At 73.5% G+C, this 23,423-nt stretch carries 21 protein-coding genes and 1 tRNA gene; 8 read left to right on the top strand and 14 right to left on the bottom strand.

From position 1 onward, the window contains the following. Window positions 1-40: 40 nt before the first annotated feature. The 4 genes from mshC to A4V12_RS11005 form a co-directional block, all read right to left on the bottom strand. A complete protein-coding gene (mshC, locus tag A4V12_RS11020; RefSeq protein ID WP_064069099.1) occupies window positions 41-1,270 on the bottom strand; it encodes a cysteine--1-D-myo-inosityl 2-amino-2-deoxy-alpha-D-glucopyranoside ligase in 1,230 nt (409 codons plus the stop codon). A 121-nt stretch (window positions 1,271-1,391) separates the two neighbouring features. Beyond that, complete coding sequence (locus A4V12_RS11015; RefSeq protein WP_064069098.1) at window positions 1,392-2,219, bottom strand: SCO1664 family protein; 828 nt, start codon at window positions 2,217-2,219, stop codon at window positions 1,392-1,394. Next, window positions 2,183-2,773: a DUF3090 domain-containing protein gene (locus A4V12_RS11010; RefSeq protein ID WP_064069097.1), complete on the bottom strand. Its 591-nt coding sequence runs from the start codon at window positions 2,771-2,773 to the stop codon at window positions 2,183-2,185. Before A4V12_RS11010 ends, A4V12_RS11015 begins: the two co-directional genes overlap by 37 nt. Before the next feature lie 64 nt (window positions 2,774-2,837). Next, window positions 2,838-3,524, bottom strand: coding sequence for a histidine phosphatase family protein (locus tag A4V12_RS11005; protein WP_064069096.1), 687 nt, complete (start codon window positions 3,522-3,524; stop codon window positions 2,838-2,840). Window positions 3,525-3,577: 53 nt separating this feature from the next. Here A4V12_RS11005 and corA point away from each other — a divergent pair, with 53 nt between their 5' ends. Next, a complete protein-coding gene (gene corA, locus A4V12_RS11000) occupies window positions 3,578-4,576 on the top strand; it encodes a magnesium/cobalt transporter CorA (protein WP_064069156.1) in 999 nt (332 codons plus the stop codon). Between the two features lie 16 nt (window positions 4,577-4,592). Here the strand turns inward: corA and A4V12_RS10995 are convergent, their stop codons facing one another. Then, entirely contained in the window at window positions 4,593-5,378 is a 786-nt protein-coding gene (locus A4V12_RS10995; RefSeq protein WP_064069155.1) for a hypothetical protein, read from the bottom strand. Between the two features lie 324 nt (window positions 5,379-5,702). Then, on the bottom strand, window positions 5,703-6,755 hold the full coding sequence (locus tag A4V12_RS10990; RefSeq protein ID WP_064069095.1) for an LLM class F420-dependent oxidoreductase: 1,053 nt from the start codon (window positions 6,753-6,755) through the stop codon (window positions 5,703-5,705). A 163-nt stretch (window positions 6,756-6,918) separates the two neighbouring features. On the opposite strand from A4V12_RS10990, the gene A4V12_RS10985 reads away from it, so the two are divergent. Next, window positions 6,919-7,902, top strand: a complete 984-nt coding sequence (locus A4V12_RS10985; RefSeq protein WP_064069094.1) for an aldo/keto reductase — start codon at window positions 6,919-6,921, stop codon at window positions 7,900-7,902. After that, entirely contained in the window at window positions 7,899-10,139 is a 2,241-nt protein-coding gene (locus tag A4V12_RS10980) for an ATP-dependent DNA helicase (RefSeq protein ID WP_064069093.1), read from the top strand. The genes A4V12_RS10985 and A4V12_RS10980 overlap by 4 nt, the downstream gene beginning before the upstream one ends. 117 nt (window positions 10,140-10,256) lie before the next feature. Here A4V12_RS10980 and A4V12_RS10975 read toward each other — a convergent pair whose 3' ends face one another. Beyond that, a complete protein-coding gene (locus A4V12_RS10975) occupies window positions 10,257-10,916 on the bottom strand; it encodes a hypothetical protein (RefSeq protein WP_064069092.1) in 660 nt (219 codons plus the stop codon). A 47-nt stretch (window positions 10,917-10,963) separates the two neighbouring features. Between A4V12_RS10975 and A4V12_RS10970 the strand changes: the two genes are divergently transcribed. After that, a complete protein-coding gene (locus A4V12_RS10970) occupies window positions 10,964-11,152 on the top strand; it encodes a DUF5703 family protein (RefSeq protein WP_005319466.1) in 189 nt (62 codons plus the stop codon). Window positions 11,153-11,222: 70 nt separating this feature from the next. On the opposite strand, the gene A4V12_RS10965 is transcribed toward A4V12_RS10970, so the two are convergent. The 3 genes from A4V12_RS10965 to A4V12_RS10955 form a co-directional block, all read right to left on the bottom strand. Then, complete coding sequence (locus A4V12_RS10965; protein ID WP_064069091.1) at window positions 11,223-12,041, bottom strand: chaplin; 819 nt, start codon at window positions 12,039-12,041, stop codon at window positions 11,223-11,225. 139 nt (window positions 12,042-12,180) lie between these two features. After that, complete coding sequence (locus A4V12_RS10960; RefSeq protein WP_064069090.1) at window positions 12,181-12,414, bottom strand: chaplin; 234 nt, start codon at window positions 12,412-12,414, stop codon at window positions 12,181-12,183. A 186-nt stretch (window positions 12,415-12,600) separates the two neighbouring features. Then, window positions 12,601-13,932, bottom strand: coding sequence for a M20/M25/M40 family metallo-hydrolase (locus A4V12_RS10955; RefSeq protein ID WP_064069089.1), 1,332 nt, complete (start codon window positions 13,930-13,932; stop codon window positions 12,601-12,603). 142 nt (window positions 13,933-14,074) lie between these two features. Here A4V12_RS10955 and A4V12_RS10950 point away from each other — a divergent pair. Together A4V12_RS10950 and A4V12_RS10945 are read left to right on the top strand one after the other, a co-directional pair. Then, window positions 14,075-14,162 (top strand) — tRNA-Leu (locus A4V12_RS10950). Window positions 14,163-14,238: 76 nt separating this feature from the next. Further along, window positions 14,239-15,486 carry an ROK family protein gene (locus tag A4V12_RS10945; RefSeq protein ID WP_064069088.1) on the top strand — a complete coding sequence of 416 codons (1,248 nt, stop codon included), beginning with the start codon at window positions 14,239-14,241 and terminating at the stop codon, window positions 15,484-15,486. 704 nt (window positions 15,487-16,190) lie between these two features. Here the strand turns inward: A4V12_RS10945 and xylA are convergent. Continuing rightward, window positions 16,191-17,360 carry a xylose isomerase gene (xylA, locus tag A4V12_RS10940; protein WP_064069087.1) on the bottom strand — a complete coding sequence of 390 codons (1,170 nt, stop codon included), beginning with the start codon at window positions 17,358-17,360 and terminating at the stop codon, window positions 16,191-16,193. Window positions 17,361-17,443: 83 nt separating this feature from the next. Here xylA and xylB point away from each other — a divergent pair, with 83 nt between their 5' ends. After that, complete coding sequence (gene xylB, locus A4V12_RS10935; protein WP_064069086.1) at window positions 17,444-18,883, top strand: xylulokinase; 1,440 nt, start codon at window positions 17,444-17,446, stop codon at window positions 18,881-18,883. Window positions 18,884-18,941: 58 nt separating this feature from the next. After that, window positions 18,942-19,871, top strand: a complete 930-nt coding sequence (locus tag A4V12_RS10930) for an RluA family pseudouridine synthase (RefSeq protein ID WP_064069085.1) — start codon at window positions 18,942-18,944, stop codon at window positions 19,869-19,871. Here the strand turns inward: A4V12_RS10930 and A4V12_RS10925 are convergent. The 3 genes from A4V12_RS10925 to A4V12_RS10915 all read right to left on the bottom strand — a co-directional run bounded on the left by A4V12_RS10925 (window position 19,855) and on the right by A4V12_RS10915 (window position 23,177). Further along, window positions 19,855-20,484, bottom strand: a complete 630-nt coding sequence (locus tag A4V12_RS10925) for an MBL fold metallo-hydrolase (RefSeq protein WP_064069084.1) — start codon at window positions 20,482-20,484, stop codon at window positions 19,855-19,857. The two genes, A4V12_RS10930 and A4V12_RS10925, sit on opposite strands and share 17 nt — an antisense overlap. Beyond that, window positions 20,481-21,569 carry an S-(hydroxymethyl)mycothiol dehydrogenase gene (locus A4V12_RS10920; protein WP_064069154.1) on the bottom strand — a complete coding sequence of 363 codons (1,089 nt, stop codon included), beginning with the start codon at window positions 21,567-21,569 and terminating at the stop codon, window positions 20,481-20,483. Before A4V12_RS10920 ends, A4V12_RS10925 begins: the two co-directional genes overlap by 4 nt. Window positions 21,570-21,710: 141 nt before the next feature. Further along, complete coding sequence (locus A4V12_RS10915) at window positions 21,711-23,177, bottom strand: amino acid permease (RefSeq protein ID WP_064069083.1); 1,467 nt, start codon at window positions 23,175-23,177, stop codon at window positions 21,711-21,713. Window positions 23,178-23,423 lie beyond the last annotated feature (246 nt).

Raw genomic sequence — 23,423 nt, 5'->3', positions numbered from 1 at the left:
GCCGCCCCGCCGTCGTGAGCGGATGCCGTACGGCTCCGGCCTACAGCGCCACGCCCAGCAGGGCGTCGGCGATCCGGGAGACGAGCCCCGGCGCGGACTCGTCCGTACCGCCCTCCGCCTGCTGGCGGGCGGCCCAGCGGTCCACCGCCGCCAGGGCGGCCGGGGCGTCCAGGTCGTCGGCCAGCGCCTCGCGCACCTCCTCGACCAGCGCGTCGGCGGACGGCCCGTCGGGGCGGGAGACCGCGGCGCGCCAGCGGTCCAGCCGCTCCTGGGCCTCCTCGAGGACCGCGTCGGTCCACTCCCAGTCGGCGCGGTAGTGGTGGGACAGCAGCGCGAGCCGGATGGCGGCCGGGTCGACGCCCTGGCGGCGCAGCGCCGAGACGAAGACCAGGTTGCCCTTGGACTTGGACATCTTCTCGCCGTGCAGGGCGACCATGCCGGCGTGCACGTACGCCTTGGCGAACGGGTGCTCGCCGGTCAGCGCCTGGGCGTGCGAGGCGCCCATCTCGTGGTGCGGGAACACCAGGTCGGAGCCGCCGCCCTGGACGTCGAAGCCCATGCCGAGGTGGTCCAGGGCGATGGCCACGCACTCGATGTGCCAGCCCGGGCGGCCGCGCCCGAGGGTGCCGCCGTCCCAGCTGGGCTCGCCCTCGCGGGCGGCCATCCACAGCATCGGGTCGAGCGGGTTCTTCTTGCCCGGGCGGTCCGGGTCGCCGCCGCGCTCGGCGGACAGGGCCCGCATCAGCTCGGCGTCGTAGTGCGAGACCTCGCCGAAGTGCGGGTCGGCCTCCACGGAGAAGTAGACGTCGCCGTCGAGTTCGTACGCGGCGCCCGCGTCCCGGAGCCGCTCCACGAGCGGCACGATGCCGGGTATGGCCTCGACGGCGCCGATGTAGTGCTGCGGCGGGAGCATCCGCAGGGCGGTCATGTCCTCGCGGAAGAGGGCCGTCTCCTTCTCGGCGAGGGCGACCCAGTCGATGTCGTCGCGGACGGCCCGCTCCAGCAGCGGATCGTCCACGTCGGTGACGTTCTGGACGTAGTGGACCTGCCGCTTGGTGTCGAGCCACACGCGCTGAACGAGGTCGAACGCGTTGTAGGTCGCCGCGTGACCGATGTGGGTCGCGTCGTACGGCGTGATGCCGCACACGTAGATACGGGCGACGGGGCCGGGGTCGAGGGTCACTCGTCCACCGGTCGCGGTGTCGTGGATCCGGAGGTCGCGGCCCTTGCCGGGCAGGGCGGGGACCTCAGAAGCGGGCCAGGCATGCATGTCACGAGCGTAACCGGACGCCAGTTCCGGATACGAACCGGATGCGGAAATCATGACCGAACACGCCCTCTTGAACCTTCGCCCGGCATGTGCTGTGACCAGGCAGGACCGGCCTGACCGGTCAGACCGGCGGCCAGGGGATGGCGGGCCACTGGCCGGACGGCTCGGGGTGGCGGCCCGCGGAACGCAGCGCGGCGACCCGGATCCGTACCGCCGCGACCTCCGCCGGGGTGATCAGCTCCGCCAGACGGGCGGCGAGGGGCGCCCCGGGCGCCAGGGAGGCGTCCAGACGGGCCAGGACCTCCAGCGCCTCACCGGGCAGCGGCTCGCCCGCCCAGCCCCACAGCAGGGTGCGCAGCTTGTCGTCCACGTGGAAGGTGACGCCGTGGTCGATCGCGTACAGCCGGCCGTCCGGCGCGGGCAGCAGATGGCCGCCCTTGCGGTCCCCGTTGTTGATCACCGCGTCGAGCACGGCGAGCCGCCGCAGCCGTACGTCGTCGGCGTGCACCAGCAGCGCGGTGCGGTCCTCGTCGATCTGCGCCGGCCCGACCGCCTTCCAGCCCTCGCCGGGATCGTCGCCGTCGACCAGCGCCAGCAGGGAGGCGGACGGGTCGCCCTCGATCCACACCTGGACCATGCCCTGGCCGTACGGACCGTCCCGCAGGACGGTCGGCGGCACCAGGCCCCACCCGGTCGCCTCGGACACCTCGTAGGCCGCCACCTCGCGCTGCGCCAGCGTCCCGTCGCGGAAGTCCCACAGGGGACGCTCCCCGGCGACGGGCTTGTAGACGCAGTCGGCTTCCTGACCTTCGTACGCCACGGAACAGACCAGCACCGCGTTGGACGCCTCGCGCACCTGGCCGCGAACCGTCAGCTCGCCCTTGGCGAGCAGGTCGAGCAGCTCCACCGCCGTCAGGCTCCCCGGCGGTATCCGTTCTGGCGCGGGCATACGTGTCCTTCCGGATCGAGCGGCAGGCTGCACAGCGGGCACGGCGGCCGGCCCGCGTTGACCACGTCGAGGGCCCGCTTGGCGAACGCCCTCGCCTGCGCCCCCGTGAGCCGGACGCGCAGCATCGGCGGTCCGTTCTCCTCGTCCTGGAGCAGCCGCTCCTCGGCCTCCGCGAGGTCCTCCTCGGACTCCACGTCCAGCTCGACCAGCGCCTGCGCCTCGACGATCATGCGCTGTTCGTCGCCGTCCCAGGCCAGCGCCATCGTGCCGACCCGGAACTCCTCCTCGACCGGGGAGTCCAGCGGGGCGGTGTCCGTGACGTCGGACGGCGCGACCGCCGGGACCGGGGCGTTGCCCCCGGTGCGCCGCACCACCTCGTCCAGCAGCTCGTCGATCCGCTCGGCGAGCGCGGCCACCTGCGTCTTCTCCAGGGCTACGCTGGTGACCCGGCCTCCCGCGGAGGCCTGGAGGAAGAACGTACGGCGGCCAGGCAGCCCGACCGTGCCGGCCACGAAACGCTCCGGTGGGTCATAGAGGAACACCTGACGGGACACGTTCCCTCTCCCTTGCATCGGTTCGGACGGCGCTGCGGCCCGTCCACCCTACTGTGCGATTCGATCACGGTGCTCCCGCGCCGCCGCCCACCTCCGCGGCCTCGCCGCCGGGTTCCTCGCGCGGAATCAGCCCGGCGAGGTCGCCGGTGTCGCCGAGACGCAGAAGAGACGGCCTCAGACGGGTGTAACGGACCGCCGTCACGGAACAAGGATCCACATGGATCCGCTGGAACAGATCGAGATGCATCCCGAGTGCGTCGGCGACGAGCGACTTGATGATGTCGCCGTGCGAGCACATCAGGTAGACCGCGTCCTCCCCGTGGGCCGCCTCCACGCGCGCGTTCCAGTCGCGCACGGCCTCGACGGCACGGGCCTGCATGGCGCGCATCGACTCGCCGCCGGGGAACGCCGCGTTGGAGGGGTGCCGCTGGACGACCTCCATCAGGGGTTCGTCGGCGAGCTCGGCGAGTTTGCGCCCGGACCAGTCGCCGTAGTGGCACTCGCCGATCCGCTCCTCGGAGTGCACGGGCAGTCCGGGGCGGGCGTCGAGGAGCGGGGCGAGGGTCTCCCGGCACCGCTGGAGCGGACTGGTGACGACGGCCGCGAGCGGCACGCCGGCGAGCCGTGCGGGCAGCGCCGCGGCCTGCGCGGTGCCGCGCTCGTCCAGGGCGACCCCGGGCGTCCAGCCCGCGAGTACACCCGCCGTGTTGGCGGTGGAACGTCCGTGCCGTACGAGGATCAACGTGGCCATGCCTGCCAGCCTAGGCGGCTCCACGGGTGCGAGGCGCCCGGGGCCGGGGAAGAATACGCGCCGTGATCGTGGACTGTGCCATCTACCGGGACGGGCAGCGCAGCGACGGCCCGTCCGACTTCTCCGACGCTCTCGCGGCGGCCCGCGCCTCGGGCTCGGGCGACTCCTTCCTCTGGATCGGGCTGCACGAACCGACCGAGGAGGAGTTCGACCACGTGTCGGAGGAGTTCGGCCTCCACCCGCTGGCCGTGGAGGACGCCCTCAAGGCGCACCAGCGGCCCAAGCTGGAGGTCTACGACGACTCCCTGTTCATGGTCCTCAAACCGGTGGTGTACGAGCCGAGCACCGACACCGTCAGCACGAGCGAGCTGATGGTCTTCGTGGGCGACTCCTTCGTGGTGACGGTCCGGCACGGCGAGGGCGCGCCCCTGACGGCGGTGCGCAAGCGGCTGGAGGCGGAGCCGGAGGTGCTCAGGCACGGGCCGACGTCCGTGCTGTACGCGATCAGCGACGCGGTCGTCGACCACTACATCGAGGTGGCCGGCGAGCTCCAGGTCGACCTGGAGGAGATGGAGACGGAGGTCTTCCAGCCCGCGGGCGGCGACGCCAAGAACACGGCGGCCCGGATCTACACGTTCAAGCGGCAGGTGCTGGAGTTCCGCCGGGCGACCGGGCCGCTGGCGGCGCCGATGACCCGGCTGGCGGGCGCGGGCGTGCCCTTCGTGAGCGAGCACGCCCAGCCCTTCTTCCGGGACGTCAGCGACCACCTGACGCGCGCCACCGAGCAGGTGGAGGGGCTCGACCGGCTGCTGTCGGACATCCTGTCCGCCCACCTCGCGCAGATGGGTGTGCGGCAGAACGACGACATGCGCAAGATCTCGGCGTGGGCGGCGATGGCCGCGGTGCCCACGATGGTCGCGGGCGTGTACGGCATGAACTTCGACCACATGTGGGAGCTGCATCAGGTGTGGGGCTACCCGGCCGTGATCCTGCTGATGGCGGTGGCGGTCGTGGGCCTGTACCGGCTGTTCAAGCGCCGGGGCTGGCTGTAGCGCCGCCGGGCGGGGCTCAGTACGCCGGGGCGGGCTCGGCCGGCCCGCCGAGCGGGTCGCGCCGCTCCGGCATCCGCAGCTGCACCATGCGGCGCCAGCCGCCGGCCCGCTCGTAGGCGTACATCGCCCGGATGCCCAGGGCGAGGGCGGTCCGCTTGGCGCCCGGCCACCGCAGGATGCGGCCCATGTGGTCCATGACGGCGAGGCTGACGTCGCGGTAGACGGCGATCTCGGCGAGCGCGCACTCGCGCAGGGTGCGCTGGATGGCCCGGCCGTGTCCGGCGTACGCCAGGCGCAGGAGTTCCTCGTGGCAGTACGCCAGGTGGTTGTCCTCGTCGCCGCAGATCTGCCGGATCGCCTTGCCGACCTCCGGGTGGTCGCCGAAGTACTTGACGAGCATGTCCATCTGGTCGGCCGCGCGCTGCTCGGTGACGCGGCTGTGCGAGAGGTAGACGAGGACGTCCTCCTCCGTCAGCGGCTGGTCCCGGCGCAGCTTCTCGTGGGCCAGGCCGATACCGCGCTGCTCCAGCAGCATCGTGTAGTCGGTCCCGGGAGGCACGGCGACCGGTTCGAGGCCGCGCTTCTTGAGCAGGCCGTTGAAGATCCGGCCGTGCTTGTCCTCGTCGGCCCCGTGCCGGGTGACCTTCGGGGCGAGGTCCCGCATGCTCTCGGGGACGAGGGCGGCGATACGGGCGTTCTCCCAGCCGCCCTGCGCCTCCCCGCTGGCCGCGATGGAACAGAACAGCTGGTAGGAGTCGTCGTTGTCGATGATCTCCTGGAACAGGCTCCGGGCCGACAGCATCAGTGCCACCTCCATACGCGCGTCTGTGCGCACTTGCGCGAAGTCCGCAAAGAACGAGTCAAATGCCGCATGGAGGACGTGGCAACACCAGGGCCACGGGACTCCGCCGGATGGCGCAGCGCCGGGGCTCTCCGGGAGGCGGGGCATCCGGCCCGGGGCATGGGAGCGGCCGGCGCGGCCGGCGCGGCGGGCGCGGACGGGGCGGCCGTGTGCCGGCCGCGCCCCGGCAGTAACCCCGAGGGGGCGTGGAGCGTTGTGCATCACGACGGCCGTGGCGGGGATGACCCCGAGCCCCCACCACGGCCGCAGACCTGTCCGGGACGGCTAGTCGACCAGGCCCGCGCGCTCCAGCGCCTCGGTCCCCGCCCGCAGCGCCGCGATCCGCTCGTCGAGGGTGAAGCCCGCCGGGGCGAGGGTGAGGGTGGTGACGCCCGCGGCCGCGTAGGCCTGCATCCGGTCGGCGATCCGCTCCACGGACCCGAGCAGCGTCGTCTGGTCGATCAGCCGGTGCGGAACGGCGGCCGCCGCGCCCGCCTTGTCCCCGGAGAGGTACTTCTCCTGGATCTCGGCGGCCTCCTTCTCGTACCCCATGCGCTGGGCGAGCTGGTTGTAGAAGTTCTGCTTGCGGCTGCCCATGCCGCCGACGTACAGCGCGGTGTACGGCCGGAACATGTCGGCGAGTCCGTTCACGTCGTCGCCGATGGCCAGCGGGAGGGTCGGGCACACGTCGAACCCGTCCATCGTCAGGCCCGCCTTCTCCCGGCCCGCGCGGAGGTGGCGCAGCGCGGTCTCCTCCAGGTGCTCGGCCGACGGGAAGATGAGCAGCGCGCCGTCCGCGATCTCGCCGGTCTGCTCCAGGTTCTTGGGGCCGATGGCGGCGATGTAGAGCGGGATGTGCTCGCGCTGCGGATGGACCGTCAGCTTGATCGGCTTGCCGGGGCCGCCGGGCAGCGGGAGCGTCCAGTGATCGCCCTCGTGGGTCACCCGCTCGCGGGCCATCGCCTTGCGCACGATCTCCACGTACTCGCGGGTCCGGGCGAGCGGCTTGTCGAACCTGACGCCGTACCAGCCCTCGGAGACCTGCGGCCCGGAGACGCCGAGGCCGAGGCGGAAGCGGCCGCCGGAGAGCGAGTCGAGGGTCGCCGCCGTCATGGCCGTCATGGTGGGCTGCCGGGCCGGGATCTGCATGATCGCGGAGCCGATGTCGATGTTCTCGGTCTGCGCGCCGACCCAGGCCAGCACGGTCGGGGCGTCCGAGCCGTACGCCTCGGCGGCCCAGCAGACGTCGTAGCCGAGGCGGTCCGCCTCCTGGGCGACGGCGAGGTTGTCGCCGTCCATGCCCGCACCCCAGTAGCCGAGGTTGATGCCGAGCCGCATAGCCGGTCCCCTTACTCGTCGACACATTTACTGACCAGTAACGATCTGGGTCCGGACTCTAGCGCGCGGGCACTCGTCCCGTCAGGAGGGGGAAGGCCCCGCGCCGCACGGCGTTGTCCACAGGCTCTCTGCGCGTGGGCCTCTGGCCAGTAATCTCGCGGCCATGGAGCAGAGGCATCTCGGCCGTACCGGCCTGCGCGTGTCCCGGATCGGCCTCGGCACCCTCACCTGGGGGCGCGACACCGAGGAGCACGACGCGGCGGACCAGCTCAAGGCGTTCTGGGAGGCCGGCGGGACGCTGATCGACACGGCGGACGTGTACGGCGGCGGCGAGGCCGAGTACCTGCTCGGCCGGCTCGTGGAGCGGCTGGTCCCCCGGCGCGACCTGGTGATCGCGACGAAGGCCGGCAGCGTTCCGGACCCCGACCGGCGCGTCGACGGCTCGCGCGGACACCTGCTGGCGGCGCTGGACGCGTCCCTGGCCCGGCTCGGCACCGACTACGTGGACCTGTGGCAGGTCCACGCCTTCGACCCGGACACGCCGCTCGAGGAGACGCTCCAGGCCCTGGACATCGCGGTGGCCAGCGGCCGGGCGCGGTATGTGGGCGTGTCCAACTTCTGCGGCTGGCAGCTGGCGAAGGCCGCGACGTGGCAGCTGGCACCGGGCGGGGCGCGGGCGCGGCTGGCGAGCACACAGATGGAGTACTCGCTGCTCCAGCGGGGCGTGGAGCGGGAGGTGCTGCCCGCCGCGCGGGACCTGGGCCTCGGGCTGCTGCCGTCCTCGCCGCTGGGGCGGGGGGTGCTGACGGGCAAGTACCGGCACGCCACGCCGTCCGACTCGCGGGGCGCGTCCGACCGGCTGGCGCCGTTCGTGGAGCCCTACCTGGACGACTCGGCGACCCGGATCGTCGACGCCGTGATCACGGCGGCCGACGGACTCGCGGCCACGCCCCTCCAGGTGGCGCTGGCCTGGGTGCGCGACCGTCCGGGGGTGGTGGCGCCGGTCGTGGGCGCGCGCAACGCGCAGCAGCTCGCGGCCGCGTTGTCAGTGGAGACCCTTAGTCTTCCTGACGAGATCCGCCGGGCGCTCGACGATGTGTCGGCGCCCGTGCACCGCTATCCCGATCAGGACTGGAGCACGCTGTGACCGCGCTTCCCCGGGGGGAGACCCCCGGCCCCTCGGCCGACGACGACCGGGACGCCACCGCGTCCGCCGCCGCGGAGGACCTGGAGCCGGGCGACCCGGCCGGCCTGCCCGCCCAGCCCCCCGAGGACGCGGAGGCGGACGGGCAGGACGCGGGCGGGGCACCGGACGGCGCCGGCGGGACCGAGGGCGAGGACGCGGACGCGGGCGGGACGGACGCCGGGAGCGCGGCGGACGGGAGCCCCGCGGGCGGTGACGCCGGCGCTTCGGTGTCCGCTGCGGAGGCCGAGCTGGCCGCTCAGCGGGAGCTGCGGGCGCGCATCGAGCAGCGCAAGGCCGAGAAGGGCGGCACCATCGAGGCGGGCGGCAAGCTCAGCGGCACCGCGGCCGACCTGCTGGCCGCGGTCCGGGCCGTGGAGAGCGGCACGTCGTCCGGTACGGCGTTCTTCGACTCCCCCGCACCCGCACCACGGCGGCCCGCGCCGGAGCCCGCACCGTCCGCGCGCCCCGCGGCCGGCCCCGAGCCCGTCCGCCCCGCGCGGGTGGCGGCGCCCGAGACGGTCGCGGCGGTACGGGCCGTCCTGGCCGAGGGCGGCGCGCCCGAGGCGCTCGCCGCGCGGGTGGCCGCACTGCTGGGCGAGACGGCGGCGGACGTGCTGCGCGAGGACCCCTGGCAGCTGCTGTCGGTGCCGGGCGTCCGCCCCGAGCAGGCCGACGGTTTCGCCCGGGCGCTGCTCGGGGCGGAGTGCGGCCCCGGGGACGAGCGCCGGACGGTCGCGCTCGTCGGCTGGGTCCTCCAGCGGGCGGCCCTCCAGGGGCACACGGCGCTGGACGCCGCGGAGGTGCGGGCGGCCCTGGCGGAGCACGCGGTGCCCGCGCCGGAGGAGGCGGTGCGGCACGCGATCGCCGAGGGCGCGGTGCTGGTCTTCCACGACGGGGCCGACGAGGACGAGGACGAGGGCGGGGCCGGCGAGGAGGTGGCGGAGCAGGACGCCGAGCCGGTGCCGGTGCTCCTCGGGCTCGACCGGTACGCGCTGGCGGAGGAGAGCCTCGCCGACGGGCTCGCCCGGCTGGCCAGGAGCGGGCCGGACGCCCGCTGGCGGGACGCCCCGCCGACGGACCTGACCCGGGCGGTCGCCGAGCACGGGCTGGTCGCCCACACGGGGGGCGAGGCGGCGCGGGGCGAGGCGGTCGCGCTGGCCGGGGCGGCGCGCGGGCTCGGGCTCCGGGCCGCCGTCGCCGCGTACACGGAGAACGGCCGCCGCCGGCTGGGCGCGGACGTGCCGGCGTACACCCTGACCGGGCTGCTGTCCGGCGCCGGCGGCCCCGACCGGGACGAGGACGGGGCGCTCGCGCTGGACCTGCTGGTGGTGCTGGACGCCCCGCAACTGGACGTCGAGACCGCCGCGATGCTGGTCGAGGCCCTGCCGGACGGGTGCCGCCTGGTGCTCAGCGGCGACCCGGGCGTCCTGTGGTCCGCGGGCGCGGGGCGGGTCTTCGCGGACGTCCTGGCGGCGCGGGCGTGCCCGCAGGTGGCCTCGCGCACGCCGGACCCCGGGCCGATCGGGGAGCTGGTGTCCGGCATCGGGATCGGTGAGCTGGTCCCGGTGGAGGCGCCGGGCAAGGAGGTCGTGATCGTCCCGGTGCGGGACGCCGGCGAGGCGGTCCACCGCACGGTGCAGCTGGTCGCGGACTCGGTGCCGCGGGCGTTCGGCGTGCCGGCCGAGGAGACCCGGGTGATCACCGTCGGCCACGGCGGTTCGGTGGGCACACGGGCGCTCAACGCGGCGCTCAAGCAGCGGCTGAACCCGGGGCCCGGCCGCTTCGGCGGCTTCGACCCGGGCGACCGGGTCGCTCACGCGCCGGCCCCCGGCCGGACGGTGCCCGGCACCGTCCTGTCCGCCGACGCGGAGGGGCTGCACCTCGAATGCGAGGGCGAGCGGGTCCTCGTGCCGAGGGACCGGGTCGAGACGGCGCTCCGCCACGGCTGGGCGCTGACCGCGCACCAGGCGGTGGGCATGCGCTGGCCGGCGGCGGTCGTGGTGCTGCCCGGTGACGCCGCGGGAGCGCTGGACCGGGCGTGGGTCTACACCGCGTTCGGCCGCGGGGAGCGGCACCTGTCGGTGGTCCACGGCGTGGACCAGGCACTTCCGCGCGCGGTGTCCGAGTCGCTCCCCCGCCCCCGCACCACCCGTCTGCGTGCGCTCCTGGAGTCGCTCCTGGCCGCCCCGGAGGAGTGACGGCCCACGCCCGGGCCCCGTGACGGCACAGGCCCCCGTGACGACCGCCGGGCGGTCGTCACGGGGGCCTGGGGGCCGGTCTCGGGGCAGGGCCCCGGGTCAGGGGTGCCCGGGGTGTCAGACGGTGTCCGGGCGTGCGCTCTCCGGTTCCCCGTGGAACTCGTCCTCGTCGAACACCGCGCTCACGTCGAAGCGGCAGATCACCCGGCCCGGGTCCGCCTGGTCGAACGGGGTGCTCAGCCACTCGCCCGGTTCCGGGAGCTCGTCGGCGGCGGCCACCCACAGGGTGGAGTCGCCCTCCTCCAGGCCGAACTCCTTGTGCCGCGAGGCGATCTCGTCCGGTTCGAACTCGCCGAACAGCACGCCCAGCGCGGCGTGGACGCTCGCCCCCACCACCGCGGCCGCCTCCGCGCCGTCGTCCTCGCGGTCCAGGTCCGCGATGCGCTGCGACTGGGCCAGCAGCCGCTGCGGCTCGACCACCGCGTAGTCGCGGCGGATCAGCACGGTCAGCGCGTTCGGCTCCTCCGGGCCCTCATAGGGCGGGAGGGAGTCCTCCACGCCGGGGATCTCGAACGGAGTGACCTCGTCGTAGCGGTCGTAGAGCCGCTCGTCGTAGGCCTCGGCGGCGGTGGCGAGGGCGTTGAAGGCGGCGTAGACGGCCGGGTCGTCATCACCCGTGCGGTTCTCGACCGCCTCCAGGTGACGGTCCAGTGCGGCTTTGACCGCCTCGGCGGCGGCACGTACCTCGGCAGCGGTGGGCTGCGCAGCATCAGACATAGTGCAGACGCTATCCGTACCGGGCCGGTGCCCGCACAATAGATGCGATGCCGGAATACGAATTTGTCGACGTGTACGTACCTCGCGGGGTGTCCCGCAAGGAGGCGACCCGTCTGCTGACCGACCATGCCGAGTACGGACACTGGGAGTTGGACCGACTGAGTCTGCACCGGGACGGCAGCCGCCGTGTGCGGCTGCGCCGGCGCATCATCCGTCAGGTGCGCGCCACCTGGTGAAGGTGGCGAGCGGCACGGAGCGGGCCCCGCATGCGCGAGGCCCGCTCCGTCGTGTCCGCGAGGACGGGGACTACGAGGACTGCCGGGTACGGCGGTAGAGGACCGTGCCCCCGAGCAGCAGGCCCGCGCCCGCCGGGATCAGCATGCCGAGCGGGGCCGCACCGGTGAGCGCCAGCTCGTCGTCCGCCTGCGGCGGGGTGACGGTCTGCGGACCGGGCTCGTTCGGCTCGATCGGCGAACCGGGCTGGTCCGGGCTGTCCGGCTTGCCCGGCGTCCCCGGCTCGTCCGGCTCGTCGGGGGTACCGGGCTGGTCCGGGTTCCCGGGGTTGCCGGGCTCGTCGGGCTCGTCCGGGTTCCCCGGGTTGCCGGGCTCGTCCGGGTTCCCGGGGTTACCGGGCTCGTCCGGGTTCCCCGGGTTGCCCGGCTCGTCCGGGTTCCCGGGGTTGCCCGGCTGGTCCGGGTTCCCCGGCTTGTGCGGGTGACCGTTGGCGCAGCCGTTTCCGAACGACGGGTTGAGCGCGCCGACGACGTCGACGCTGTTGCCGCAGGCGTTGACCGGCACGTTGACCGGAGCCTGGACGTTGTTGCCGGAGGCGACACCCGGGGAGTTCGCGGCCGCCCCGCTCGCCTTGGCGCCGCTGGACTTGTTGACGCACTTGTTCCCGAACGACGGGTTGAGTGCCCCGACGACGTTCACGGTGTTGCCGCACGCGTTCACCGGCACGCTCACCGGTGCCTGCACGTTGTTCCCGGACGCGACGCCCGGAGAATTCGTCGCCGCCCCGTGGGCGTCGGCGCCGGTGTGCGCCTGGGCGAATCCGCCGCCGAGGGCGAGTACGCCACCCGCGGCCGCCACGATGGTCAGGCCCTTTCGCGTGACCTGTCGCATAGCTGGTTCCCTGCCTTCTAGGCTTTCCGAATACCTCCGGGCACAGCGCCGGGAGGTACGAATGTCCAGCGGCCCCGGAGCGCATGGCGCGCGCTCCGGGGCCGGCCGGGCTCAGACCACTAGGGGTCGAGGCTCAACGTCAGTCGTTGACGCAGACGTTCCCGAAGGCCGGGTTCAGCAGGCCGATGACGTTCACCGTGTTGCCACAGGCGTTGATCGGGATGTGGACGGGAACCTGGACCACATTGCCCGAGATGACACCGGGGGAGCCAACGGCGGCACCGTTCGCACCCGCATCGGCGACGGCCATGCCCGCGCCGGCCAGGACCAGCCCACCGGTGGCGGCCGCGACAGCGGCGACCTTCTTGATCATAATTCCTCCTTGTTGGCAATGCGGTCCCAACCGCGGACCGCATCACCTGTAACGACAGGGAGGTAATCGGGCTACGACCCGATGACTCCGTTCACCCTTTTCGGTCAGATGTGCACACGCGGGCGATTATTGGAGAGTCGTTTCACCTGACTATTCCTGGTAATCAGGCCGGGCCGGTCGGGGGCCTCAGCTGGCGTCGATGAAACGGTCCAGCACCCGGACGCCGAATTTCAGGCCCTCCACCGGCACGCGCTCGTCGACCCCGTGGAACATTCCGGCGAAGTCCAGCTCCGGCGGCAGCTTGAGCGGCGCGAAGCCGAAGCAGCGGATGCCGAGGTCGTCGAAGGATTTCGCGTCCGTGCCTCCGGACAGCATGTACGGCACCGCGCGGGCGATCGGGTCCTCCGCCCTGAGCGCCGACTGCATGGCGTCCACCAGGTCGCCGTCGAAGCTCGTCTCCAGCGCCTTGTCGGCGTGCACGTCCTCGCGCCGGACGCGCGGCCCGAGCAGCCGGTCGAGGTCGGCCAGGAACTCTTCCTCGTACCCCGGCAGGAAACGCCCGTCCACGTGCGCGGTCGCCTGCCCCGGGATGACGTTGACCTTGTACCCGGCGCCGAGCATGGTCGGGGCGGCCGAATTGCGGAGGGTGGCGCCGATCATCTTGGCGATCCCGCCGAGCTTGGCGAGCGTGGCGTCCATGTCCTCCGGGTCCAGCGGGGTGCCCAGCGCGTCGGACAGCTCGTCGAGGAAGGACCGCACCGTCTTGGTGACCCGCACCGGCCAGGTGTGCCGGCCGAGCCTGCCCACCGCCTCGCACAGCTCGGTGATGGCGTTGTCGTCGTTCGTCATCGAACCGTGGCCCGCGGTGCCGTCGACGGTCAGCCGCATCCAGTGCATGCCCTTCTGGGCCGTCTCCACCAGGTACAGGCGCAGGTTCTCGTTGACCGTGAACGAGAAACCGCCCACCTCGCCGATCGCCTCCGTGACGCCCTCGAAGAGATCGGGATGCTTGTCCACGAGGTGGCGGGCGCCGTACGTGCCGCCCGCCTCCTCGTCCGAGAGGAACGCCAGCACGATGTCGCGCGGGGGCTTGCGGCCGCTGCGCAGCCGGTCCCGTACGACCGCCAGGGTCATGGCGTCCATGTCCTTCATGTCGACCGCGCCCCGGCCCCAGACGCAGCCGTCCGCGATCTCGCCGGAGAAGGGGTGGTGCGTCCAGTCCTCGGCGTTGGCCGGGACGACGTCGGTGTGGCCGTGGATCAGGAGCGCGGGCCGGGACGGGTCCTCGCCCGCGATCCGCGCCACGGTGGAGGCCCGGCCCCGGTGGGACTCGATGATCTTCGGCTCGAGACCCACCTCCGCGAGCTTCTCGGCGACGTACTCGGCGGCCGCCCGCTCCCCCGGCCCCGAGTGGTCCCCGTAGTTGCTGGTGTCGATCCGGATGAGGTCGCGGCAGAGGTCGGTGACCTCGTCCTCGCCCGTGACGGTGGCGGTTCGCGCCGTGCTCGACTCGCTCACGCTGGTTCCTCCCGCGTAGCTGCTGCTGGGTCCTCCCATCCTGCCCCCTCCCCCGGCGGAGGCGGGGGCGTGATCGGGCCCTCCCAATGTTTGCTATGGTTTTCCACGTCGGAACGGCCGCAGGCCGCGAGACAGACACCTTGTCCGGGTGGCGGAATGGCAGACGCGCTAGCTTGAGGTGCTAGTGCCCTTTATCGGGCGTGGGGGTTCAAGTCCCCCCTCGGACACCAAGAGAAGCGCGGGTCCGGTCGACAGACCGGGCCCGCGCTTCCGTCCGTGCGGGCGTCGCATAGGCTCGGCCGCACCATGAAGAACACCGCCCATCCGCTGGAGCCCAAGGCCGACAAGGACACCGTGCGGCGGCACAACCTCAGCCTCGTCCTGCGGGCCGTGCGCGACGAGGGCGAGGCGACCCGGGCGGCGGTCGCGGCGCGAGTGGGACTGACGCGGGCGGCGGTCTCGTCCCTGGTCGAACAACTGCTGGCCGGGGGGTTCCTCACCGAGCAGGGCAAGACGTTCAGCGGGCAGGCGGGCCGGCCGGGCACCGCGCTCCGGGTGGCCCGCAGCGGACCCGCCGGGCTCGGCGTCGAGATCAACATCGACTACGTGTCCGTGTGCGTGGTCGACCTCGCCGGCACCGACCGGGTGCGGCTCACCGAACACGTGGACAACCGCGGCGTGGCACCCGCCGAGGTACTGGAGCGAGCCGCGCGCATCGCGGCCCGGACCCTCGGATCGGCGGCCGAACAGGACCTGCGCCCCGCCGGCGCGCGGCTCGCCCTGCCCGGGCTCGTCTCCGGCGGCACCGTGCGCCAGGCACCCAACCTGGGCTGGAACCAGGTCGCCGCGGAAACCCTGTTCGCCCGCGCCCTGGACGCCCAGTGCCCCGGGCGGCCGGCGCTGCCCGTCGGCTCGGACAACGAGGCCAACGCGGCGGCGCTCGCGGAGCTGTGGTTCGGCGTGGGCGCCGGGCCCGAGCCGGTGCGCGGCTTCCTCTACCTGACCGGTGAGATCGGCGTGGGCGGCGCCGTCGTCGTCGACGGCGAGCTGCTGCGCGGGGCGCACGGGTTCGCCGGCGAGATCGGGCACGCCATGGCCGACGCGGAGGGCCCCCGGTGCCGCTGCGGATCACGCGGGTGCCTGGAGCAGTACGCCGGCCAGGCCGCGCTGCTGCGGGGCGCCGGCCTCGACGAGACGGCCGGCATGCCCGGGGTCGCCGAACTGGAACGGCGCGCCCGCGCCGGCGACGCCCGGACCGTCGCCGCGCTCGAACGGGCCGGGCGGATGCTGGGGCTCGTGGTCTCCGGTGCGGTGAACCTGCTGGACCCGGAGGCCGTGGTGCTGGGCGGCATCTACCGGCCCCTGATGCCGTGGCTGGGCCCGGCGGCGGACCGGGAGCTGACCCTCCGGGTCGTCTCCGGGCTGTGGCCGGCGGGCAGCGGGCGGCTGCGGGCGTCGTCGTCCTCCGGCGACGCGGCGCGGGGCGCGGCGGCGGCGGTGGTCCGCGAGGTGGTCGCCGACCCGGCGGGGTACGCGGTCCGGGCCCCGAACTAACCGGGACGGTGCCGTACGGTGCGGCGCGGTGCTGTGCGGTGCGCCCTGGCGGGCGAGGCCGGGTGTCGGTTGCTGCCGGTGGGTCTGGGGCGGGGCCCCTCCGGGCTCACCTCCTCGCGGTTGGCGGGGCGCCCAGCCGGCTTTGTCGCCGTTACTCGCCGCCAATCCGCTGCGGGGGCGACCCTGCACGGCCCCTCCTCGCCGTACGCCGTGCAACAACCCGCCGTAGTCCACCTGCAGACGGCATACACGCCGGTACGAGGCCGAGCCCTCCACTCACCGGCTGGCAGATCGCCGACGGCCCCAGGGGCGCAGCCACTCACCGGCCCGCAGACGGGGGACGGCCCGGGGTGGGGCCGTGCAGGGTCGCCCCCGCAGGGATGGGGGTACCCCCTGCTCGAGCGCAGCGAGAGCTTGGGGGAGGCAAGGGGTGGGCTCCCTTGCGTGTGACCCAAGGCCGCCGGCCCCGAGGAGGTGAGCCCGGAGGGGCCACACCCCACCACCCACCGCACAGGTGCCGCACCAGGCGGAACCGCACAGAAGCCGGTCGCCCGGCCCCCGGGCGGGCGAGCGCCGAGGGGCCGCACCGGCACCGCGCCGGGGCGGAACCGCGGGGGTGCGAGCTCCCGGGCGGGGCGCCCTGCCGGGGGCGGGGCAAGCACCGACTCCGACGAGCAAGTGGCCGGGCGATCGCGGCGGGACGGTCAGCGGGTGGCCAGGAGGTGGTCCAGGGCCAGCTGGTCGAGGCGCTCGAAGGACATGGAGCGCGCGCCCGCGGCCTCCGGGTCGAAGGTGTCGTACGCGGACGGGTCGGCGAGCAGGCCGGCGAGGCCGTCCTCGGCGGTGGGGCGGGCGAGGTCGGGGAGGCGGGAGGCCGCGAGGGCCTCCTGGACCTCGGGGTCGGCGCGGAAGGCCGCGGCCCGCTCCTTGAGGACCAGGTAGTTGCGCATGCAGTTCTTCGCGGACTCCCAGACGCCGTCCTGGCCGTCGGTGCGGACGGGCTTGAAGTCGAAGTGGCGCGGCCCGTCGTAGTCGGCGCTCTCCAGCAGGCCGACCAGCCAGAACGCCTGGCGCAGGTCGCCCGCGCCGAAGCGGAAGTCCTGGTCGTACTTGATGCCGGACTGGCCGTTGAGGTCGATGTGGAAGAGTTTGCCCGCCCACAGGGCCTGGGCGATGCCGTGCGGGAAGTTGAGGCCCGCCATCTGTTCGTGGCCGACCTCGGGGTTGACGCCGACGAGGTCGGGGCGTTCGAGGCGCTCGATGAAGGCGAGGGCGTGGCCGATGGTGGGCAGCAGGATGTCGCCGCGCGGCTCGTTGGGCTTGGGCTCGATGGCGAAGCGCAGGTCGTAGCCCTGTTCGGTGACGTACTGGCCGAGGAGGTCGAACGCTTCCTTCATGCGGTCGAGGGCCGCCCGCACGTCCTTGGCGGCGCCCGATTCGGCGCCTTCGCGGCCGCCCCAGGCGACGTACACGCCGGCGCCGAGTTCGACAGCCAGGTCGATGTTGCGGATCGTCTTGCGGAGCGCGTAGCGGCGGACGTCCCGGTCGTTGGCGGTGAAGGCGCCGTCCTTGAAGACGGGGTGGGTGAAGAGGTTGGTCGTGGCCATCGGCACCTTCATGCCGGTGCGGTCCAGGGCGTCGCGGAAGCGCTTGACCACGGCCTCGCGTTCGGCGTCGGAGGAGCCGAAGGGGATCAGGTCGTCGTCGTGGAACGTCACGCCGTAGGCGCCGAGGCCGGCGAGGCGCTCCACCGTCTCGACGGGGTCGAGCGCGGGGCGGGTGGCGGTGCCGAAGGGGTCGGCGCCCTGCCAGCCGACGGTCCAGAGCCCGAAGGTGAACCTGTCCTCGGGGGCGGGGGTGAAGCGTTCCGGCATGTGGGCCTCCAGGTCTATTTGTTTTCTGACATTACTAATACGCTACGGACGGCCCGTCGCCAAGAGAGCTGAGAGGTATCGAGATGCAGTCGTCCCCGGCCGTGATCGGCGTGGACAGCTCCACCCAGTCCACCAAGGCGGTCCTGGTGGACGCCGCCTCCGGGAAGGTCCTGGCCACCGGCCGGGCCGCCCACACGGTGAGCGGCGAGGCCGGGGCGCGGGAGAGCGACCCCGAGGAGTGGTGGCGGGCGCTCGCCGGGGCGGTGGCCGAGGCGCTGACGGGCTTCGACGCCCGCGCGGTGACCGGCATCGCGGTCGCCGGGCAGCAGCACGGGCTGGTGGTCCTGGACTCCGCCGGCCGCCCGCTGCGGCCCGCGCTGCTGTGGAACGACACCCGCTCGGCACCGCAGGCCGCCGCCCTCACCGACCGGCTCGGGGCCGGGGACTGGCTCGCCCGCACCGGTTCCGTACCGGTGGCGTCGATGACGGCGACCAAGTGGCAGTGGCTGCGGGAGAACGAGCCGCGCACCGCCGGGGCCGCCGCGGGTGTGCGCCTCCCCCACGACTTCCTCACCGAGCGGCTCGCCGGGACGGCAGCGACCGACCCCGGCGACGCGTCCGGCACCTGCTGGTACGGCACGGCGACACGCGCCTACGACCCCGAGCTGCTGGACCTGCTCGGGCTGGACCGGGGCCTCCTCCCGGTGGTCGCCCCGGCCGGCGCCACCCGCGTCGGCTCGCTGACCGCGCCGGCGGCCCGGGAGCTGGGCCTGCCACAGGGCATCGCGGTCGCCGCTGGCACCGGCGACAACATGGCCGGGGCCGTGGGGCTCGGGCTGGGCGGGCACGGCCTGCTCGACCACCCGGTGGTCTCCCTCGGCACGTCCGGCACCGTCTTCGCGGCCACCCGCGCCCGGCCCGCGACGGCCGCGCTCGCCGGTTTCGCCGCCACGGACGGCACGTACCTGCCGCTCGGCTGCACGCTCAACTGCACGCTCGCCGTCGACAAGATCGCCGGTCTGCTGGGCCTGGACCGCGAGGACGCCGTCCCGGGCGGCGAGGCCGTGCTGCTGCCGTACCTGGACGGCGAGCGCACGCCCGACCTGCCGGGCGCGTCCGGCCTGCTCACCGGGCTGCGGCACGCCACGTCCCGGCAGCAGGTCCTCGGGGCCGCGTACGAGGGCGCCGTGTTCGGCGTCCTGCGGGTCCTCGACGAACTCCCGCACCCGGACGGGGACGTCCCGCTGCGGCTGATCGGCGGCGGGGCCCGGGGGCGTACCTGGGTGGAGACGGTGCGCCGCCTGTCCGGGCGGCCCGTCGTGCTGCCCCGTACCGCCGAGCTCGTGGCCCTGGGCGCCGCGGCCCTGGCGGCGGGCGCGGCGACCGGCGAGGATCCGGTGGCCGTGGCGACCGGGTGGGGCGGGGGCGCGGGCGTGACGCTGCCGGCGGTGGCGCGCGACCGCGCCGCCTGGGACCGGATCGCCGCCGTGCTGCCGGCCTTCGGCTCCCTGGGCACCGGGTGAGGCCCCGGGCCGGGCGCCCGGGGCGGGGCCGGGTGGTCGCACCGCTTACGGTGGGCGGGTGAGACGCAGGACGAGGACTCCGGCGGCCCCGCTGCCGCAGCGCGCCGGTATCGACCCGGTGCGGCTGCGCCTGCCCGCCGACCCCGAGGGGGCGTGGCCGACCGTCCGCGACCACCTGCTCGGGCGGTACGCGGGGGCGATCGGCGCCGAGCGGGTGGACGCGATGTTCGCGGCGGGCCGGTTCGTCGGGGCGGACGGGGCGGCGGTGGGGGCGGACGAGCCGTACGAGCCGGGGCGGTACGTGTGGTTCCACCGGGATTTCCCGGCCGAGGAGCGGGTGCCGTTCGAGGTGGGGATCGTGTACCGCGACGAGCGGATCGTCGTCGCCGACAAGCCGCACTTCCTGGCGACGACCCCGCGCGGGCGGCACGTCACGGAGACGGCGCTGGCACGGTTGCGGCGCGAGCTGGACCTTCCGTGGCTGCAGCCGGCGCACCGGCTGGACCGGCTGACGGCGGGGCTCGCCCTCTTCGTCGTACGGCCCGGGGAACGGGGTGCGTACCAGACGCTGTTCCGGGACCGTCGGGTGCGCAAGGAGTACGAGGCGGTGGCCCCGTACGAGCCGTCGTTGGAGCTTCCCGTGACCGTGCGCAGCCGGATCGTGAAGGAGCGGGGGGTGCCGGCGGCCCGGGAGGAGCCGGGCGAGCCGAACAGCGAGAGCCGTGTCGAGCTGCTGGAGCACCGGGGCGGGCTCGGCCGGTACCGGCTGGTGCCGGCGACCGGCCGGACCCATCAGCTGCGGGTCCACATGAACCGGCTGGGAGTGCCGATCCTGCACGACCCGCTGTATCCGGTGGTGCGGGAGGACGGGCCGGAGGACTACACGCGTCCGCTGCAGCTGCTGGCACGGACGCTGGAGTTCACCGACCCGGTCACGGGCGCCCCGATGCGGTTCGTGAGCCGGTTGCGGCTCAGTGGCCTCGGTTGATCCACTCCTCCAGGTGCGGGGCCTCGGCGCCGATCGTGGTGCTGTCGCCGTGCCCGGTGCGGACGACCGTGCCGGGCGGGAGGGTGAGCAGCCGGTCGCGGATCGAGCCGATGATGGTCGGGAAGTCGGAGAAGGACCGGCCGGTGGCGCCGGGCCCGCCCGCGAAGAGGGTGTCGCCGGTGAAGACGGTGCCCAGGTCGGGTGCGTACAGGCAGACCGCGCCAGGCGCGTGGCCGGGGGTGTGCAGGACGGTGAGGTCGGTGCCCGCGATGGTGAGGGTCTGGCCGTCGGTGAGCTCGCCGTCGGGGTGGCTGTCGGGGTGGGTCCGCTTCCACAGCGGCAGGTCGTCGGGGTGGAGCAGGATGCGGGCGCCGGTGGCGGCGGCGAGCGCGGGGGCGGCGTCGATGTGGTCGTTGTGGGCGTGGGTGCACACGATGGCCCGCAGCGTGCGGCCGTCGAGGGCGGCGAGGATCGCGTCGGCGTCGTGGGCGGCGTCGATGACGATGGCCTCGGCGCCGTCCCCCACGATCCAGACGTTGTTGTCGACGTCCCAGGTGCCGCCGTCGAGGGAGAAGGTGCCGGAGGTGACGAGGTGCCCGATGCGCGCGGTCATCCGAACATCACCACCGAGCGCAGCACGTCGCCCTCGTGCATCCGCGCGAACGCCTTCTCCACGTCGCCGAGGCCGATCTCCTCGGTGACGAACGCGGCGAGGTCGATTCGGCCCTGCTGGTGCAGGTCGATGAGCATCGGGAAGTCGCGGGAGGGCAGGCAGTCGCCGTACCAGGAGGACTTGAGCGCCCCGCCGCGCCCGAAGACGTCGAGGAGCGGGAGTTCCAGCTTCATGTCCGGCGTGGGTACGCCGACGAGGACGACCGTGCCGGCGAGGTCGCGGGCGTAGAACGCCTGCTGGTAGGTCTCGGGGCGGCCGACGGCCTCGATGACGACGTCGGCGCCGAATCCGCCGGTCAGCTCGCGGATCGCCTCGACCGGGTCGGTGGTGCGGGAGTTGACGGTGTGGGTGGCGCCCATGGTGCGGGCGGTCTCCAGCTTCCGGTCGTCGATGTCGACGGCGATGATGCGTGCGGCGCCCGCCAGGCGGGAGCCGACGATCGCCGCGTCGCCGACGCCGCCGCAGCCGATGACGGCGACGGAGTCGCCCCGGCCGACCTGGCCGGTATTGATCGCCGCGCCGATGCCCGCCATCACGCCGCAGCCGAGGAGGCCGGCGACGGCGGGGGCGGCGGCGGGGTCGACCTTGGTGCACTGGCCGGCGGCGACGAGCGTCTTCTCGGCGAACGCCCCGATGCCGAGCGCGGGTGAGAGTTCCGTCCCGTCGGTGAGCGTCATCCTCTGGCGGGCGTTGTGGGTGTCGAAGCAGTACCAGGGCCTGCCGCGCCGGCAGGCCCGGCACTTCCCGCAGACGGCCCGCCAGTTGAGGATCACGAAGTCGCCGGGCGCCACGTCGGTGACGCCGTCGCCGACCGTCTCGACCACGCCGGCGGCCTCGTGCCCGAGGAGGAAGGGGAAGTCGTCGTTGATGCCGCCCTGCTTGTAGTGCAGGTCGGTGTGGCACACCCCGCAGGCCTGGATCCGCACGACGGCCTCACCGGGGCCGGGGTCGGGCACCAGGATGGTCTCCACGCGCACCGGTTCGTTCTTCCCCGGGGCAATGACCCCTTTGACCTGCTGTGCCATCGTGGCGCTTCCCTTCGTCGAGCGGATGTCCGGCACCACTATCGCGGTCACCGCCGCCCGACGGGGTACATATTCGGCCGCGTACGAGGGCGCCCCCGCCGGACGGGTGTCCGGCGGGGGCGTCGTGGCGTGCCCGGTGGGTCAGTCCTGCGACCGCGCGGCGGCGAGCGCGGCGACCCGCCCGCGGACGACGAACCAGCCGCCGACCAGGAGGAGCGCGATGACCGGGACGAAGTTGACGGTCTTCTGGCCGACGCCGCCGCCGTACCACATCAGGAACAGGACGGTGGCGAGGAAGATCAGCGTCACGATCTGCGTGTACGGGGCCCAGGGCAGCCGGTAGGACGGGCGGGTGACCTTGCCCTCCTTGGCGCGAGCCCAGAACATCAGCGAGCAGAGCATGATCATGCCCCAGGTGCCGAGGATGCCGATGGAGGCGAGGTTCAGCACGATCTCGAAGGCCTCGCCCGGCATGAGGTAGTTCAGGCCGACACCGAGGACACCGAAGGCGGCGGTGAGCAGGATGCCGCCGTAGGGCACCTGGCCCTTGTTCATACGGGCGGTGAACTTGGGCGCGGAGCCCGACATGGCCATCGAGCGCAGGATGCGGCCGGTGGAGTACAGGCCGGAGTTCAGGCTGGAGAGGGCGGCGGTGAGGACGACCAGGTTCATGATGTGGGCCGTGCCGGGGATGCCGAGCTTGTCGAAGACGGTGACGAAGGGGCTCTGGTCGCCGGTGAAGGCGGTGTACGGCAGGAGCAGCGAGAGCAGCACGACGGAGCCGACGTAGAACAGGCCCACGCGCCACATGATCGAGTTGATCGCCTTCGGCATGATCTTCTCGGGGTTCTCGGTCTCACCGGCGGCGACGCCGACCAGCTCGACGGAGGCGTACGCGAAGACGACACCCTGGACGACCAGCAGCATCGGCAGCATGCCCATCGGGAACATGCCGCCGTTGTCGGTGATGGTGGCGAGGCCCGGGGTGTGGCCGCCGACCTCGTGCTGGGTCGCCACCAGGAAGATGCCGACGCACATGAAGAGCACCAGCGCGGCGACCTTGATGATCGCGAACCAGAACTCCATCTCGCCGAAGTACTTCACCGAGATCAGGTTCGCGGTGAGGACGACGGCGAGGGCGATCATGGCGAGCACCCACTGCGGGACGTCGCTGAACAGCGACCAGTAGTGCGCGAAGACCGCGGCCGCGGTGATGTCGGCGACGGCGGTGGTCGACCAGTTGAGGAAGTACAGCCAGCCGGCGGTGTAGGCGCCCTTCTCCCCCATGAACTCACGGGCGTAGGAGACGAAGGCACCGGAGGAGGGACGGTAGAGCACCAGCTCACCGAGGGCCCGGACGACGAAGAAGGCGAAGACGCCGCAGACGGCGTACGCGATGGCGAGGGAGGGGCCCGCGCCCGCGAGCCGGCCGCCGGCACCGAGGAAGAGGCCGGTCCCGATCGCGCCGCCGATGGCGATCATGTTGACGTGCCGGGACTTGAGGTCCTTGCTGTAACCGGCGTCACCGGCGTCGATGTGGGGGGTGCCCGTCGCCGCCGGGGATCCGGGGCTCAGGGTGTCGGCCGCAGGCATGGTGCGGTCACTCATCTGGAAGTCGCCTTTGTGAGGGGTCGTGCGGTATCAGCCGGCCGTACGCGGGTGATGAAGGTGGTCACCGCGGCAGAAGGCCAGGGCACATAGTCACGGCTCGGCCGCCGTTTTGGCTGTGGCCTATGTCACGTACAGGCTGATTTGAGGTGTTATTGAGGTTACTGGATGGTTAATCGGCATCGAGCCGCCCGAGGGGACCGGCCGGGGGCGGCTGTCGATCGGCCGGGAGCGGCGGACGGCGTC

The organism is Streptomyces noursei, from assembly GCF_001646665.1.
Classification (GTDB): Bacteria; Actinomycetota; Actinomycetes; order Streptomycetales; family Streptomycetaceae; genus Streptomyces; species Streptomyces lavendulocolor.
This window is presented reverse-complemented; position numbering and strand designations above follow the sequence as displayed.